The organism is Thioalkalivibrio thiocyanoxidans ARh2 (assembly GCF_000385215.1).
Lineage (GTDB): Bacteria > Pseudomonadota > Gammaproteobacteria > Ectothiorhodospirales > Ectothiorhodospiraceae > Thioalkalivibrio > Thioalkalivibrio thiocyanoxidans.
Genome location: NZ_ARQK01000046.1, coordinates 18,335 through 32,115, shown reverse-complemented (window position 1 = coordinate 32,115; position 13,781 = coordinate 18,335). Strand labels below are relative to the sequence as shown.

Sequence of the window (13,781 nt, the reverse complement as noted above, 5' to 3'; positions counted from 1 at the left end):
GGGCGACCGGCTGAACCAAGCGGGTCGATAGTAGACGAACCTCTTGCAGGGTGTCAGCCCGACATTTTTCATCATCCGGTTTTGGGGGTGGCATGCGTTCTCCGGCACGGCCCGTTTTTCTGGATCTGCGCAAGATCCGCCTACCGCTGAATGCCGTGGTTTCCATCCTGCACCGTATTACCGGGATTCTCCTGATTCTCGCCATCCCCGTACTGTTGTGGCTGCTGGACCGCTCGCTGGCGAGCCCCGAGGGCTTTGCCCAGGTGGCCGCGATCATCCAGCACCCGGTCGGGCTGGCGCTGCTGCTGATCGGGCTGTGGTGGCTGCTGCACCACCTGTTCGCCGGGATTCGTTTTCTGCTGATGGAGTTCGGCATCGGGGAGGACCGGGCGGGCTCGCTGCGCACCGCCCGCGATGCCCTGTACGCCGCGATCTTCGCCACGGTTGCCGTCTGGCTGGGGTTGATCCTGTGAGGCTGCTGTCGGGACAGGGCGCCTGGCTGCTGCAGCGGATCACGGCCGTCTATGCCGGACTGTTCGTGATCGTGGTGCTGGCCTATTTCCTGATCGCCCCGCCGGCGGATCACGCGGCCTGGGTGGCGGTGATCGCGCACCCGGCTGTGGCGCTGGGCAGTGCACTGTTTGTCGTGCTGCTGCTGTTGCATGCGTGGATCGGGCTGCGCGATATCGTGCTCGACTACGTGAAGCCGATGGCGCTGCGCCTGACCGTGCTGACCCTCGGCGCGGGCGCTTTGATCCTTCTGGGCCTTTGGGCCCTCTACCTCCTGATTCGAACGGGGCTTGCATGAAACTGACCCGGCGCAAATTCGACGCGCTGATCATCGGTGCCGGCGGCGCGGGCCTGCGTGCCGCGCTGCAGTTGTCCAACGGCGATGCCAAGGTCGCGGTGGTCTCCAAGGTGTTCCCCACGCGCTCGCATACAGTGGCCGCGCAGGGTGGGGTGAACGCCGCGCTGGCCAACGTGCTGCCGGACTCCTGGCACTGGCACATGTTCGATACCGTGAAGGGATCGGACTACCTGGGCGATCAGGACGCGATCGAGTACATGTGTCGCGCCGCCTCCAAGGTGGTCTACGAGCTGGACCACTTCGGCGTGCCGTTCTCGCGCCTGGACAACGGCAATATCTACCAGCGCGCCTTTGGCGGGCAGAGCCAGAACTTCGGCCAGGACCAGGCGGCGCGCACCTGTGCGGCGGCCGACCGCACCGGGCACGCGATCCTGCACTCGCTGTACCAGCAGAACCTGCGCGCGCGCACGCACTTTTTCGACGAGTACTTCGCGGTGGACCTGCTGCGCGACGCGCAGGGCTTCGTACTCGGTGTGCTCGCCTTCGAGATCCTGACCGGCGAGCCGATCGTGATCGAGGCCAAGACCACACTGATCGCGACCGGCGGGGCGGGGCAGCTATTCCGCACCACCACCAACGCCCTGATCAATACCGGCGACGGCATGGCGATGGCCCTGCGCGCCGGCGTGCCGCTGGAGGACATGGAGTTCGTGCAGTTCCACCCGACCGGGATTGCCGGGCGCGGGATGCTGATTACCGAGGGCGCGCGCGGTGAGGGTGGTTATCTGATCAACTCCGAGGGCGAGCGCTTCATGGAGCGCTACGCCCCGCGCGCGAAGGACCTGGCCTCGCGCGACGTGGTCAGCCGGTCGATCGCCACCGAGGTGCGCGAGGGCCGTGGCTGCGGGCGCAACGCCGATCACGTGCTGCTGGACCTGCGCCACCTGGGCGCGCACACCATCCGCAGCCGCCTGCCGGGCATCCGCGAGGCGAGCATGACCTTCCTCGGCGTGGACCCGATCGAGGCCCCGATCCCGGTGTTCCCGACCTGCCACTACAGCATGGGCGGGATCCCGACCAACCGCCTCGGCCAGGTGGTGGCGCCGGTCAAGGACACCCCGGAGGATCCGGTGCCGGGGCTGTACGCGGCCGGGGAGGCGGCCTGCGTCTCGGTGCACGGGGCCAACCGCCTGGGCGGCAACTCGCTGCTGGACATCCTGGTGTTCGGCCGTGCGGCTGCCAACGACATCCTCGAATACCTGCGCGAGAACCACTACCACCGACCGCTGGACGAGACGGCGGTGGAGCAGGCGATGGCACGACTGACGCGCTGGGACCGCAAGGACCCGGGCGACGGCTCCGCCGAGCAAGTCGAACCGCTGAAACGCGAACTGCGCAAGGTGATGGAGGACCACTGCTCGGTGTTCCGCACCGACGAGGTGATGCGCGAGGGGGTGGAGAAGGTCCGTGACTTGCGCGAGCGCCTGGATCACGCGGTGATCGCGGACCACTCGGCCACCTTCAACACTGCCCGGGTGGAGGCGATGGAGCTGGAGAACCTGATGGACTGCGCCATCGCGACCATCCGCTCGGCGCTGGGGCGCGAGGAGAGTCGCGGGGCGCACTCGCGCATCGATTTCCCCGAACGTGACGACCAGCACTGGCTCAAGCACAGCCTGTACTCGCTGGCGGACGACAGCCTCGACTACAAGCCGGTGCGCACCCAGCCGACCAGCGTGGCCTCGTTTCCGCCGGAGGAGCGTGTCTATTGATGCTCGACCGGTACTGCAATAGAGGATTGTGGGGCCGTAGGATGCGATGAGCGTAGCGAATCGCATCAACAGGCGCCTGATCGGACCACGTTCGGTGCATTTCGCAGGGCTTGACACATCCTGCGCACCACGGACCGTATGAGATCAGGAGGCGGCGATTTCAGGGGCCCGGATCGCAATAGACAAACCTGTAGCAACGCTGACAGGAGAGACGATTGGAATTCTCGATCTACCGCTTCAACCCAGAGACGGACACGCTACCGAAGATGCAGCGCTTCACCCTGCCTGACGACCAGGTCGAGCCGGGGATGATGCTGCTGGACGCCCTGCTGCTGCTGAAGGAGCAGGACGACTCGCTGGGCTTCCGCCGCTCCTGCCAGCACGGGGTCTGCGGTTCCGACGGCATGAACATCAACGGCATGAACGGCCTGGCCTGCATCACGCCGCTGGCGGACCTGGAGGCGCCGGTCACACTGCGCCCGTTTCCGGGGATGCCGGTGATCCGCGACCTGATCGTGGACATGGGCAACTTCTGGGAGCAGTACCGAAGAGCCGAACCCTGGCTGGTCAACGACAGCCCGGAGCCGGAGGTCGAGCGCAAACAGAGCCCGGAGGACCGCGACCAGCTGGACGGGCTGTACGAGTGCATCCTGTGCGGCTGCTGTTCCGCCGCCTGCCCGTCGTACTGGTGGAATCCGGACAAGTTCCTGGGCCCGGCCGCGCTGCTGCAGGCCGCGCGCTTCATCCAGGACAGCCGCGACGAGGCCACCGATCACCGCCTGGCTGAGCTGGACGATGCCTGGAAGCTCTACCGCTGCCACACCATCATGAACTGCACCCAGGTCTGCCCGAAGGGCCTGAACCCGAGCCGGGCGATCGGCGACATCCGCCGCACCATGCTCAAGAAGTCGCTGTGAGTGACCCGCTGCACAACTGCGGTTCAGCCCTTGCAGGAGCCTGCTTGCAGGCGAAGCCCCTGCCCGCGTCCGACTTTAGGGGCATTCGCCTGCAAGCAGGCTCCTACCAGAGGCCTGGACGGGCTTTTTGGTGATGGAACCCGACAGCCGCACCCGCTGGCGCTGCCGCCGCGGCATGCTGGAGAACGACTGGCTGCTCGGGCAGTTTCTCGCGCAGGGATATGCGCAACTGGACCAGGAGGGTCGCGATGCCTTCGAGCGCCTGCTCGACTACCCCGACAATGTGCTGCTGGATGTGGTCATGGGTCGCCAGACCACGGTGGACGACGGGATAGCCCGGCTTGTCCCGGCGATCCGCGCCGCCGCTGCGGCTGAGACTGCACCCTGACCCCGTCCTGCCACGGCTGGCGCTAGCCGGGCAGATCCTGCTGGTCCTCGCCGTCTCCGGTTTTGTGCTGATCTACAGCCCGTTGTGGATGCTGGCGCCGGTCTGGGGCCTGGCGGCCGTCGGCTGGTGGTGGCAGTGGCGCGATGCGGCACCGGACTGGGCCTGGCTGGGGCAGACGCCGGAGGGGGAGACCTGGGTCGCGACCCGCGAGGGCCTGCGCCAGGAGCAGGTGACCTGGGTCGAGCTGCTGCCCGACAGCCGGGTCCTGGCCGGGATGATCCTGCTGGTGCTGCGCGAACGGGACGGGGGGCACCTGTGGCGGCTCTGGCTGCATGCCGCGCGCATGGACCGCGATGACCTGCGCCGGCTGCGGGTACGCCTGCGCTGGCCGCCGGTCGCGACACCGGAATCCGGCTGGCGTGTGCGGCTTCGGGCCGGGTGGGTACAGGCCGTTGCTATACTGGCGCGAATGCGATCACGCGGAGGACCGACCATGGCGGGACCCGACAAGGCACAGGTGATGGTGGATGTCTCCCACCTGCTGAGCGACGACCCGGATCACGTGTACAGCGAGGACGAATTGGACGCGATCGAGGAGCTCGATCCGGAGCTGGCGCTGCGCCTGGATCGGGCCCAGACCTTCGCCGCGCGCGAGGCCGCCGATGTCCCGGCGGACGGCCCGATCGACGAGGACGCGGTACGCGCCGCCATCGAGGAGGCGCGGCGCATCCTGATGCAGGACGGGGGCGATATCGAGTTCGTGGAACTCGACGGGCGTACCGTGCGGGTGCGCCTGAAAGGGGCTTGCGTGGGCTGCCCGCGCTCGACCCTGGACCTGAAGAACGTGGTCGAGCGCCTGGTGCGCTCGCGGGCGCCGGGGGTGGCCAGCGTCGCGAACACCTTTTGACTCGACGGGGCGATCCGCTCGGCGGTGGCCGGCAGGGAGTGCACGATGCAGCGGGCTTTCCGGATCCAGAGTGAACTGCGTGAGATCCCGCGGCTGGCCGAGCAGGTGGAGGCCTTCTGCGAGGAGGCGGGGATCCCGGTGTCCTCGGTCTACCCGATCAACCTGGTGCTGGACGAGTGGCTGACCAACCTGATCGCCTATGCCTTCGATGATGACGCGGAACACACCATCGAGGTGGATCTGCGCACGGCAGACGACGGGCTGACGATTACGGTCACGGACGACGGCCAGGCCTTCAATCCGCTGACCGATGCCCCCGAGGCGCAGCTCGACGGCGACGTCGATTCGCGCCAGGTCGGTGGACTGGGGCTCCATTTCATGAAGACGCTGATGGACGAGATCGACTACCGATCCGCCGATGGTGTCAACCGCCTGATCTTGCGCAAGCAGCCGGTCTGACCCGTTCGGGCCCGCGTGGGCGGGGTATTACTCAACGCAAACCAAAAGGCAAGGCGCACCGATGCAAGTCAATGAAGAGACGATCGACGGCGTGCTGGTCGTCAGTCCGGCCGGCCGTCTGGACAGCAATACCTCGCCGGAATTCGAGGCCCACCTGTTCCAGCGGATGGAAGAGCACCCTTCGCTGGTGATCCGGTTTGGCGATGTCGACTACATCTCCAGCGCGGGGCTGCGTGTGATGCTGATGACCGCGAAGAAGGTCAAGCAGAACGGCGGGCGGCTGGTGCTGTGCGAGATCCGCGATCCGATCCGCGAGGTGTTCGAGATCAGCGGCTTCCTGACGATCCTCGAGGTGTGCGACGACCCCCGCGGGGCCGTGGAGCGGGTCAACGCCTGAAGGAAACACCCGGCCCGGGGGCGGGCCGGGTCGCCTATCGTTAGTCCGCCGGGGGCATGTATTCGTGGCGGATGTGGTCGGGTTCCGCGGGCAGCTGAATCCCGGCCTCTTCCAGGGCCTCGGTCAGTTCCTCGCAGTCATCCAGTTCGTCGGCGCGCTTTTTCAGCGTGGCCAGGGCGTCGGAGGCCTCCGCCTCCGGCATCGTGATCACCAGTTCGCCGTTCTCGGCCTTTTCCAGATGCATCTCGTCCTCCTTGCGGGGTTCGTGCGCGTGCGAGTGGCTGCTCTTCAGTCCTCGATCGATGGCTGCTTGGGCGCGTGCTCGTCAAAGGCGTGCGGCGGCTGGCGGAACTCGTTTTCCAGCTCGTAGACGCCCTGCTGCAGTACCGAGCCGAGCGCGCGGGCCCCGTTGCTGATCTCGCCCTCAAGCTCGGTGATGTTCTCCGCGATGCTCTCGGCGGTCTTCTTGTCGATCTTCAGGGTCAGGGTCCCGCCCTTCAGTGTGGCCTCCATGTCGTGCTCCTTGTCGTCTGGCTTTGTGGGTCGCGTCCGGATTGCCCGCAGGGGGCTGGAGCGCGTCTGAATCGCATCCCGTTGATCTGGGTCAATGCCTCCCGGGGCCGGTGCTTGAATAATGGCCCCTAGCGTCCGGGAACTCTCTGGGCGGCCTCTACTCACAAGCTTGCGCCCATTCACGCCAGGAGAATTGCAATGACCAGAACACTTACAAAGATGACATCGCTCACCGGGGGGCGGTTCCTGCCGATTGTTGCGATGTTGATCGCGGGTTTGCTGCTCGCCGGTGTCGCGCAGGCCGGCAGTCACGGTGGCGAGCAGCCGGACATGGTCAAGGTCACGCCCAGCCCGATGTCCTTCCCGGACACGGTCGAGGCCTTCGAGGCCCAGGCGAAAGATGCCGGCTGGAGTGTGCTGAACAAGAACTACATGTCGGGTGTGCTCTCGGAGCGCGGCTTCACGCTGGACCCGGTGGTCATCATCGACGTCTGCAGCGGGCAGTACAGCGCCCGCATCCTCGAGGAAGACGCGTTTCGCCCGGTCTCGGCCCTCATGCCCTGCCGTGTCAGCATCTATCAGGACAGCCAGGGGGATGTCTTCATCTCGCGGATGAACGTCCCGGCGTTCCTGCCGATGATGCCGGACGAGGTGGCAGAGGTGATGGAACTCTCCAGCAACGAGATCGAGCAGATCATCGAGCGCAGCGTCGCCGAGTAATTGGCCGGCTCTCCGTACGGACTTCGGGCCTGGTGCTTCGCGATCCGTATGGAATAAAGCACTGAACTGGGCACGTCCGCTGGGACGTGCCCTTTTGTGTTTGTGGGCATAATGCGGATTGGTATGGCTCGCTGAATGTGGGGGGGCACAACCATCATGGAAGACGGGGTGGCAAGGACGTGATTGGGATTAGGCCAGGCGACGGCAGATCGTTGGCGGCAACAGGCAGGTGTCTGTGAACAAACGCGCCCGCACCCCGTTGCGCCTGGCGTCCTGGATTGCGGGCATCTACACCGTACTGGGGCTGCTGTGGATCGCGCTCTCCGATGCCGTGGTTGCCTGGTGGACGGGAGCGCAGGTCGGCGACGCGCTCACGCTGGCGAATCTCGGCAAGGGCTTCGGCTTTGTGGCGGTCTCGGGGGCTGCGCTTTTTCTTGCGGTGCGCTGGGCGCTGTCCCAGCCGCTGGAGGGTTCTTCGGTCACCAGCGTTCCGCGCCCCGGAGACTTCGGCTACAAGCCCTGGCTATTGCTGGTTCTGGCTGTGGCCATCTCGGTCACAGGGGTGGCACTGGCGACCTACCATGTCCAGCACGGCTCGGCACAGCGGCAGGCGGAGGAGGAGCTGACGCGGTCCGCCTTCCTGAAGGCCGGACTGCTGGATGGCTGGCTGGACGAGCGGTTGGGCCACGCGCGCCAGCTGGCCGAATCGCGCGGGTTTGCGGTGTTTGCCCTTTCGGCGGTCGAGCGGCAGTCGAGCCTCGCCCGTGAACAGGTCGATCATCATCTGGACCTGCTGCGCAGCCACTACGACTATCGCTCAGCAGTGCTGCTGGATTCCGACTTCGAGCCACTGATCGAAGTCGGACAGGAGCTGCCGCTGGATGTGGCGGTGGACGCAGCGTTGGCCGAGGCGTGGTCCTCGGCACAGGTCAGTCAGCCTCGACTGCACGCGGATGCAAATGGCAGACCGCTGGTCAGCTGGGTGGTGCCCGTCCTCGATCGAAGCGATGAGGCGGGCCGGGTGGCAGCCCTGGTGCTCCTGTCGGCCCGTGCCGACCGGCTGCAGCCGCTGTTGACGCTGTCGGGCGGTCCCGACGCCCTGTCCACGGACGCCCATGTGGTGGTCCGGGAGGCACCGGACGAGGCCACCATTGCCCGCATTGACGCCAACGGAGGCCTGATCATCGAGCCGCCCGAGGCCTTTGCCCGGCTGCGTGCCGAGCTCCTCGAGGGGGAGCGCGAAGGCATCGCGGTCGCAGCCTTCGAGGCGGCCGAGCCGGCATTCATCGCCGGGGTGCAGCGGCTGGAGCCACCCGGCTGGGATCTGGTGCTCAAGCGGGATCTGGCAGGGCTGGCCGTGCTACCACGGCAGCAGGCGGTGTGGATGGGCGGGGCGACGCTCATGGTCTGGCTGCTTGTGCTGGGGGGCGGAGCGATGCTTTGGCGGCAGCAGTGGCTGCGGCGCAACCTCGATCTGGTACAGGCGCATGCCGAGCAGGACCGCCTGCTGGGCGTATTCTTCGACATGCCGTTTGTTGGCATGGCGATTTCCCGTCCGGGAGGGCGGGGCTGGGAGCGGGTGAACACCTGCCTGGGCGAGATGCTGGGCTATCCCGCGGATGAACTGGCCCGAATGGACTGGGACCGGCTGACGGTCCCCGAGGATCGCGGCTGCGAGGTGGCGCTGGATGCCGCCATGTTTGCCGGGCAGCGTGACGGATACGAGATCGAGAAACGCCTGCTGCGGCACGACGGGCGCGTGCTGGTGGCCGATATCGACGTGAAGTGTACCCGGTTGCCCGACGGGTCCGTGGACCGCGTGGTGGCCACCTTCGAGGACATCACTGATCGCCGTGACGAGGAGGAACGCCGGCGTCTGGCATCGGTGGTGTTCGAGAATACCCGCGAGGGTGTGGTCATTACGGATGACACCGCGCATATCCTGTCGGTCAACCGTGCCTTTACCGAGCTCATGGGCTACACCGAGGACGAGGTCGTGGGGCGCACGCCCAAGATGTTCCAGTCCGGGCGCCACGACCAGACCTTCTACGCCAACATGCGGCGCCAGCTCGAGACCGAGGGATACTGGCAGGGAGAGATCTGGAACCGGCGCAAGAACGGCGAGATCTTCCCCGAGTTGCAGAGCATTACCGCCGTGCGCGATGCCCAGGGACGTCTGACGCATTACGTCTCGGTATTCGCGGACATCTCCCGGGAGAAGGCCTCCGAGGCAGAACTGGATTTTCTGGCCCATCACGACCCGCTGACAGAACTCCCCAACCGCCGCCTGCTGCGCGTGCGGCTGGCCCATGCGGTCTCGCTGATGCGGCGGCGCTCGGGCCATCTGGCGGTGCTGATCATCGATCTCGACCGTTTCAAGGACATCAACGCCAGCCAGGGCCATGCGGTAGGGGATCGCCTGCTGAAGATCGTGGCCGACCGGCTGCAGGGCGGGCGCCGGGGTACGGACACGGTCGCGCGCCTGGCCAGCGACGAATTCGCCATCCTGGTGGAGAACCTCGCGCATCCCGACGATGCCGCCGTGGTGGCGGAGAACGTGATTCGCGAGGTGGGCTACTCCACGGATCTGGGCAACGGGGTGGAGACGGAGATCGCGGTCACCGTCGGCATTGCCGTGTACCCGGATCACGGCACCGATGCCGATACCCTGCTGCAGCAGGCAAGTACGGCTCTGGACCGTGCCAAGGACGACGGCCGCGGCAGCTATCGCTACTACTCGGACGAGTTTACCCGGGCCGCTCGCGAGCGTATCGATTTGTCCACGCGTCTGCGCCGCGCGATCGAACAGGATCGGCTGGAGGTGCACTACCAGCCGCAGTATCGCATCCGTGACGGGGCGCTGATTGGGGCGGAGGCCCTGCTGCGGTGGGATGAACCCGGGCTGGGCCCCGTCTCGCCCGGGCGTTTTATTCCCGTGGCCGAGCAGACCGGCTTGATTGTGGAATTGGGCGAGTGGGTGCTGCGCCGTGTGCTGGCGCAGGGGCAGGCCTGGCGCGAGGCGGGCCATCCGGCCGTGCGTCTGGCCGTGAACGTCTCCGCACTACAGTTCCAGCGGGTCGCCATCGATCAGCAGGTGGCCGATCTGTTGGAGAGTCATGCCTATCCGGCCAGGTATCTGGAGCTGGAGATTACCGAGTCGGCGCTGCTGTCCGACCCCGAACGCGCCCGCAGGATCCTTCAGCGGCTGCGCGAGCGCGGCGTAAGCTTTGCGGTTGACGACTTCGGGACGGGATATTCTTCAATGGCGCAGCTCAAGCGCTTCCAGGTCGATACGCTCAAGGTCGACAAGAGCTTTGTGGATGGTCTGGCGGCAGGGGCGGAAGTCGCCGATGACCGGTCGATCACACGGGCCATCGTGGCACTGGGGCACGGCCTCGGTTTGTGCGTGCTGGCCGAGGGAGTGGAGACCCGCGATCAACTGGCGGCTCTGCGCGAGCTCGGCTGCGACCACTACCAGGGCTACCTGGCAAGCCGGCCGGTGCCCGCCGAGCGTTTTGCCGCCTTGCTGGCTGAAGGGCCGGTCACCGCAGGAGACTAGTCCGCGTTTTCCGTGTCGACGAGGAATCGACTAAAGTCCTCCAGATCCGTCTGGATCGCTGCTGTCGCGCGGGCTTCCATCTCCCGGTAGCGTGCCAGGACCCGTTCGCCGAACTCTGTTACGTTCGCGCCCCCTCCGCCGGCCCCCCCCTTGGCCGTCTCGACCATCGGCTGGCGAAAGCTCTGGTTCATGGTCTCGACCAGGTCCCAAGCGCGGCGATAGGACATGCCGATGCTGCGCGCGGCGGCCGAGATGGAGCCCTTGTCGCGGATCGCCTCCAGCAGCATGGCCTTGCCCGGGCCCATGGCCGTGACCTCGCCGAGTAGTACACGCAGGCGCGGGGTTTGCGAGTGATCGGAGTGGTGTGTCGTCATGCCTCGGGTGCCCCGGGTGGAACGGATATGGTGCCCGGCAGGGGTGCAAACGGCAGGAGGCCAGCCCTCTGGCCGATCGGACCTGTCCGGCGCCCTATCGGCCAGAGGGCTGGCCTCCTACAGCAAGGTCGAAGCAGGGCCGGGGCGCCGGGCCCCGGCCCGTAGCTCAGGCCTTGCCCTGGAGCTGCGGGATCACCGCCTCGTTTTCCAGTGTCGAGGTATCCGAGGTGATCTCCTCGCCCTTGGCGATGGAGCGCAGCAGGCGGCGCATGATCTTGCCGGAGCGGGTCTTCGGGAGGCCGTCGGCAAAGCGGATGTCGTCCGGCTTGGCGATCGGCCCGATCTGGTCGGCCACCCAGTCGCGCAGTTCCTTGACCAGCTTTTCCGCGTCGTCGCCGGTGGGACGGTCGCCGTGCATGATCACGAAGGCCACGATGGACTCGCCCTTCACGTCGTGCGGACGTCCGACCACGGCGGCCTCGGCCACGGCCTTGTGCGCGACCAGTGCGGATTCGACCTCCATGGTGCCGAGGCGATGGCCGGAGACGTTCAGCACGTCGTCGATGCGGCCCATGATCCAGAAGTTGCCCTCCGAGTCGCGGCGGGCGGAGTCGCCGGCCAGGTAGTACTTGCCGCCGAACTTGGGCCAGTAGGTGTCCTTGTAGCGCTGATCGTCGCCCCAAACGGTGCGCAGCATCGAGGGCCACGGCTTCTTGATCACGAGGTAGCCACCCTGGTCGGCCGGCAGGCTGTTGCCATTCTCGTCGACGACATCGGCGTCGACGCCGGGCAGGGCCTGGGTGCAGGAGCCGGGGACCAGGGTGGTCGCGCCGGGGATCGGCGCGATCATGTTGGCGCCGGTTTCGGTCTGCCACCAGGTGTCGACCACCGGGCAGCGTTCGCCGCCAATCACGCGGTAGTACCACATCCACGCCTCGGGGTTGATGGGCTCGCCGACCGTGCCCAGCAGGCGCAGTTTCGACAGGTCGTACTGGGCGGGGAACTCGTCGCCGGCCTTCATCAGCGCGCGGATCGCAGTCGGGGCGGTGTAGAACACCGTCACGCCGTGGTCCTGGCACATCTTCCACCAGCGCCCGGCGTCGGGCACGGTCGGTACGCCTTCGTAGACGACCTGGGTCGCGCCGACCGCCAGCGGACCATAGGCGACGTAGGTATGGCCGGTGATCCAGCCAACGTCCGCGGTGCACCAGTAGACGTCGTCGCCCTGCAGGTCGAACACCCACTCGTTGGTGATGATCGCGCCCAGCAGGTAGCCGGCACTGGAGTGCTGGATGCCCTTGGGCTTTCCGGTGGAGCCGGAGGTATAGAGCAGGAACAGCGGGTGTTCCGACTCGACCCACTCCGGCTCGCAGTCCACCGACTCGCCGTCCACGGCGTCGTCCCACCAGATGTCGCGCTCGTCCTGCATGGTTACGTCGTTGCCGGCACGCTTGCAGACAATGACCTTCTCGACGTCGGCTGGATTGGAGTCCAGTGCCTTGTCGACGTTGGCCTTGAGTGCCACGGTCTTGCCGCCGCGCACGCCACCATCCGCCGTGATAACCAGCTTCGCGCCGGAGTCGACGACGCGATCGCGCAGGGCATCGGCGGAGAATCCCCCGAAGACCACCGAGTGAATCGCGCCGATACGGGCGCAGGCCTGCATGGCGATCACGGCTTCGGCATTCATCGGCATGTAGATGATGACCCGGTCGCCCTTTTCCACGCCCATGCTCTTGAGCGCGTTGGCGAGCTTGCCGACCTCGTTGTAGAGGTCGCGATAGGTGAGATTGCGGGTCTCGCCGTTCTCCGCCTCGAAGATGATGGCGGTCTTGTTGCCACGCACCTCCAGATGCCGGTCGATGCAGTTGTAGGAGACGTTCATGCGCCCGTCGGCGAACCACTGGAAGTGCGGTGCGCGGGTGCTGTCCAGGCCCTGGGTGAACTCCGTCTGCCAGTCGATCTTCTCGCGCGCCAGGTCACACCAGAACCCCTCGTAGTCGGCATCGGCCCTCTTGTGCAGGGCCTCGAGATCCTCGGGCTTGAGGCGGGCGTTTTTCGTGAACTCCGCCGGCGGCGCAAAGTGACGGGTCTCGTGCAGCGTGGACTCGATGGTGTCGCTCATCAGGGCCTCCGTGAATCGGTTCGGGGTGGCATGAAAACCACGGGATTATGGGGGGATAGAATAGCATGCCGATCGTGTGCTTCCGCGTCACCAGAACCATCCGGGACGGAAGAGCACACGCTCCAGCGGGACCTTTGCTTCCGGCGAGAACCGGCTGACCAGGGCGGCAAACAGCTCTCCCGCGGCCAGGGCATCGAATAGCGCATCGTGCGCGCGGTACTGCGGCAGATTGTAGCGTGTGCGCAGGGTGTGAAGACGCATGCTGTCCACCGGGATCGGGCGTCCCGCTCGCCGCAGCTGGCGCTCTGCCAGGCGCAGGGTGTCGACTACCGGGAGTGGCGGGCGCACACCGTACAGGCGGTGGCATGCCTCCTCCAGGAAGCCGAGTTCCAGCGCGGCGTGGTGGGCGACCAGAATACGCCCCTGGAGTGCCTCGAACAGGGCGTCCAGGGCGCTGTCCACGGTGGTTCCGCCAGCCGCTTTGCGGTCGGTAATGCGGTGGATGACCGCGCTTTGTTCGGGGACCGGACAATCCGCCCGTACCAGCCGTTGATCCGCGGTGGCCAGGTCGATATGCATGCCGTCCATGGCGACCCAGCCAATACTCAGGATGACATCCCGTTCCGGGTCGAGACCCGTGGTTTCGAGGTCCACCGCGAGAAAACGGCATTCTGCGACGGGTTGCCTGGCAGGTGGCAGGGCCGACTCCAGGCAGGCCCGCAGCGCCCCTGCTGGCGCGCGCCGGGCGGCCTGCTGTCGGCGTCGGCAAAACCGCCAGTGTCCTATAGGGCGTGCCCACGGGGTGTCCTCCGGTCGTGGACAGGGCATTAGCAGACGGTCCC

At 66.5% G+C, this 13,781-nt stretch carries 15 protein-coding genes; 10 read left to right on the top strand and 5 right to left on the bottom strand.

What is annotated here, in order from left to right:
• The first annotated feature begins 92 nt into the window (after positions 1–92).
• From sdhC to G372_RS0105615, 8 genes are all read left to right on the top strand, one after another.
• The gene (sdhC, locus tag G372_RS0105650; RefSeq protein ID WP_018863690.1) at positions 93–473 is read left to right on the top strand and encodes a succinate dehydrogenase, cytochrome b556 subunit; all 381 of its coding nucleotides are present in this window, start codon (positions 93–95) and stop codon (positions 471–473) included.
• A complete protein-coding gene (gene sdhD, locus G372_RS0105645; RefSeq protein WP_019624651.1) occupies positions 470–808 on the top strand; it encodes a succinate dehydrogenase, hydrophobic membrane anchor protein in 339 nt (112 codons plus the stop codon). The genes sdhC and sdhD overlap by 4 nt, the downstream gene beginning before the upstream one ends.
• The gene (sdhA, locus tag G372_RS0105640) at positions 805–2,580 is read left to right on the top strand and encodes a succinate dehydrogenase flavoprotein subunit (protein WP_019624650.1); all 1,776 of its coding nucleotides are present in this window, start codon (positions 805–807) and stop codon (positions 2,578–2,580) included. Before sdhD ends, sdhA begins: the two co-directional genes overlap by 4 nt.
• Before the next feature lie 215 nt (positions 2,581–2,795).
• Complete coding sequence (locus G372_RS0105635) at positions 2,796–3,497, top strand: succinate dehydrogenase iron-sulfur subunit (protein WP_019624649.1); 702 nt, start codon at positions 2,796–2,798, stop codon at positions 3,495–3,497.
• Positions 3,498–3,630: 133 nt separating this feature from the next.
• Complete coding sequence (locus tag G372_RS0105630; protein WP_018175480.1) at positions 3,631–3,885, top strand: FAD assembly factor SdhE; 255 nt, start codon at positions 3,631–3,633, stop codon at positions 3,883–3,885.
• Positions 3,839–4,792 carry a NifU family protein gene (locus G372_RS0105625; protein ID WP_019624648.1) on the top strand — a complete coding sequence of 318 codons (954 nt, stop codon included), beginning with the start codon at positions 3,839–3,841 and terminating at the stop codon, positions 4,790–4,792. The genes G372_RS0105630 and G372_RS0105625 overlap by 47 nt, the downstream gene beginning before the upstream one ends.
• A 45-nt stretch (positions 4,793–4,837) precedes the next feature.
• Positions 4,838–5,251 carry an ATP-binding protein gene (locus G372_RS0105620; protein WP_018863695.1) on the top strand — a complete coding sequence of 138 codons (414 nt, stop codon included), beginning with the start codon at positions 4,838–4,840 and terminating at the stop codon, positions 5,249–5,251.
• A 61-nt stretch (positions 5,252–5,312) separates the two neighbouring features.
• Positions 5,313–5,648 (top strand): STAS domain-containing protein, encoded by a 336-nt coding sequence (locus tag G372_RS0105615; RefSeq protein ID WP_018863696.1) that lies wholly within the window; start codon positions 5,313–5,315, stop codon positions 5,646–5,648.
• Positions 5,649–5,688: 40 nt separating this feature from the next.
• On the opposite strand, the gene G372_RS0105610 is transcribed toward G372_RS0105615, so the two are convergent.
• On the bottom strand, positions 5,689–5,892 hold the full coding sequence (locus tag G372_RS0105610; protein ID WP_019624647.1) for a hypothetical protein: 204 nt from the start codon (positions 5,890–5,892) through the stop codon (positions 5,689–5,691).
• Between the two features lie 44 nt (positions 5,893–5,936).
• A complete protein-coding gene (locus G372_RS0105605; protein WP_018863698.1) occupies positions 5,937–6,161 on the bottom strand; it encodes a hypothetical protein in 225 nt (74 codons plus the stop codon).
• Positions 6,162–6,380: 219 nt separating this feature from the next.
• Between G372_RS0105605 and G372_RS0105600 the strand changes: the two genes are divergently transcribed.
• The gene (locus tag G372_RS0105600; RefSeq protein WP_019624646.1) at positions 6,381–6,881 is read left to right on the top strand and encodes a DUF302 domain-containing protein; all 501 of its coding nucleotides are present in this window, start codon (positions 6,381–6,383) and stop codon (positions 6,879–6,881) included.
• A gap of 235 nt (positions 6,882–7,116) precedes the next feature.
• Positions 7,117–10,440 (top strand): EAL domain-containing protein, encoded by a 3,324-nt coding sequence (locus G372_RS0105595; protein ID WP_019624645.1) that lies wholly within the window; start codon positions 7,117–7,119, stop codon positions 10,438–10,440.
• Here G372_RS0105595 and G372_RS0105590 read toward each other — a convergent pair.
• The 3 genes from G372_RS0105590 to G372_RS13500 all read right to left on the bottom strand — a co-directional run bounded on the left by G372_RS0105590 (position 10,437) and on the right by G372_RS13500 (position 13,767).
• Positions 10,437–10,814, bottom strand: a complete 378-nt coding sequence (locus tag G372_RS0105590) for a winged helix-turn-helix domain-containing protein (protein WP_019624644.1) — start codon at positions 10,812–10,814, stop codon at positions 10,437–10,439. The genes G372_RS0105595 and G372_RS0105590 overlap by 4 nt on opposite strands.
• Before the next feature lie 166 nt (positions 10,815–10,980).
• A complete protein-coding gene (gene acs, locus G372_RS0105585) occupies positions 10,981–12,939 on the bottom strand; it encodes an acetate--CoA ligase (protein ID WP_019624643.1) in 1,959 nt (652 codons plus the stop codon).
• Positions 12,940–13,026: 87 nt separating this feature from the next.
• Entirely contained in the window at positions 13,027–13,767 is a 741-nt protein-coding gene (locus G372_RS13500; RefSeq protein WP_038070652.1) for an exonuclease domain-containing protein, read from the bottom strand.
• Positions 13,768–13,781: the final 14 nt, after the last annotated feature.

What these genes read in the sequence shown, in the direction of transcription:
- G372_RS0105630 (WP_018175480.1), top strand. Translation starts at nt 3,631, where the DNA reads ATGGAACCCGACAGCCGCACCCGCTGGCGCTGCCGCCGCGGCATGCTG.
- G372_RS0105600 (WP_019624646.1), top strand. Translation starts at nt 6,381, where the DNA reads ATGACATCGCTCACCGGGGGGCGGTTCCTGCCGATTGTTGCGATGTTG.
- G372_RS0105590 (WP_019624644.1), bottom strand. Translation starts at nt 10,814, where the DNA reads ATGACGACACACCACTCCGATCACTCGCAAACCCCGCGCCTGCGTGTA.
- G372_RS0105605 (WP_018863698.1), bottom strand. Translation starts at nt 6,161, where the DNA reads ATGGAGGCCACACTGAAGGGCGGGACCCTGACCCTGAAGATCGACAAG.
- G372_RS0105620 (WP_018863695.1), top strand. Translation starts at nt 4,838, where the DNA reads ATGCAGCGGGCTTTCCGGATCCAGAGTGAACTGCGTGAGATCCCGCGG.
- G372_RS13500 (WP_038070652.1), bottom strand. Translation starts at nt 13,767, where the DNA reads ATGCCCTGTCCACGACCGGAGGACACCCCGTGGGCACGCCCTATAGGA.
- acs (WP_019624643.1), bottom strand. Translation starts at nt 12,939, where the DNA reads ATGAGCGACACCATCGAGTCCACGCTGCACGAGACCCGTCACTTTGCG.
- G372_RS0105610 (WP_019624647.1), bottom strand. Translation starts at nt 5,892, where the DNA reads ATGCATCTGGAAAAGGCCGAGAACGGCGAACTGGTGATCACGATGCCG.
- sdhA (WP_019624650.1), top strand. Translation starts at nt 805, where the DNA reads ATGAAACTGACCCGGCGCAAATTCGACGCGCTGATCATCGGTGCCGGC.
- sdhC (WP_018863690.1), top strand. Translation starts at nt 93, where the DNA reads ATGCGTTCTCCGGCACGGCCCGTTTTTCTGGATCTGCGCAAGATCCGC.
- G372_RS0105615 (WP_018863696.1), top strand. Translation starts at nt 5,313, where the DNA reads ATGCAAGTCAATGAAGAGACGATCGACGGCGTGCTGGTCGTCAGTCCG.